At 56.2% G+C, this 1,109-nt stretch carries 1 protein-coding gene and 1 tRNA gene; both read left to right on the top strand.

Translation table 11 applies throughout. From position 1 onward, the window contains the following. Nucleotides 1-53 precede the first annotated feature (53 nt). Nucleotides 54-130 (top strand) — tRNA-Arg (locus GIW04_RS30895). A 348-nt stretch (nt 131-478) separates the two neighbouring features. Beyond that, the coding region (locus tag GIW04_RS30900; protein ID WP_442962831.1) for a magnesium transporter MgtE N-terminal domain-containing protein at nt 479-1,109 on the top strand (631 nt) is incomplete at its 3' end.

Below are 1,109 nucleotides of genomic sequence, written 5' to 3' on the forward strand. Positions count from 1 at the left end.
GATGCAGGTAGCTTGGCTCCAACCAGTTGTGATCTGGTCTAAAAACACAATCTGCACTCGTAGCTCAGCTGGATAGAGTACTCGGCTACGAACCGAGCGGTCACAGGTTCGAATCCTGTCGAGTGCACCATACAAACAAAAAGCCCGCCTAGTGCGGGCTTTTTGCCGTCTGGGGTTTGTGTAGCTTTTATCCGGCGTTCTCCTTTTTCTCCCTCCTCATGTGTTTTCCCCCGCGCCTGCGTCGTCGCAGTTCATAGATGCAGCCAATACTGAGCTTTGGCGTGCAAGCGCTTGTTCTTTCCAGTTTTTTAACGTTTAAAACGTCCGGGCGGTGTATCATGCGCCCGTCAGCCCCGCCGGGGCTTGTGGAATACCTCCATGGACTTACCCAGTAGTTACTCAGTACCCCGTTTTACCAATCATGAATTGACTGATTGATCCTTCCGGCGTGCCCCGCTGCTGGGAGTGGAGTTCGCCTATGACCGAAGTAGAAGTAAAGAAAACACAAGAAAGCCTGCAGGATCGTCTGGCTCAAGTTATCGAGCTGCTGCAGCGCCAGCGCGTGGTCGAAGACCTCACGCACCGCCAGGAAGGTCCGAACCACGACCGCGTCGAAAACCTGGTTCACCGGCAAAACCTCGTCGAGTTGCAACGCAAGCTCGATGACCTGCACTCCGCCGACGTCGCCTATATTCTTGAAGCCTTGCCGCTGGATGATCGACTGACCCTGTGGCAGTTGGTCAAGGCTGATCGCGACGGTGACATCCTGCTGGAAGTATCGGACTCGGTGCGTGAAACGCTCATCGCCGACATGGATGACCACGAGCTCCTGGCTGCCGCCAAGGAGATGGATGCGGACGAACTGGCTGACTTGGCCCCTGAGCTGCCCCGTGACGTTGTCCATGAGTTGATGGAGGCGCTCGATACGCAGCAGCGTGAGCGTGTGCGTTCCGCGCTGTCGTACGACGAAGATCAGGTCGGCGCCCTGATGGACTTCGAGATGGTCACCATCCGCGAAGACGTCAGCCTGGAAGTGGTGTTGCGTTACCTGCGCCGTCTCAAAGAATTGCCCGGCCACACCGACAAATTGTTTGTGGTCGACTATGAGG

The organism is Pseudomonas sp. PA-4-8C (assembly GCF_021606625.1).
Lineage (GTDB): Bacteria > Pseudomonadota > Gammaproteobacteria > Pseudomonadales > Pseudomonadaceae > Aquipseudomonas > Aquipseudomonas lactis.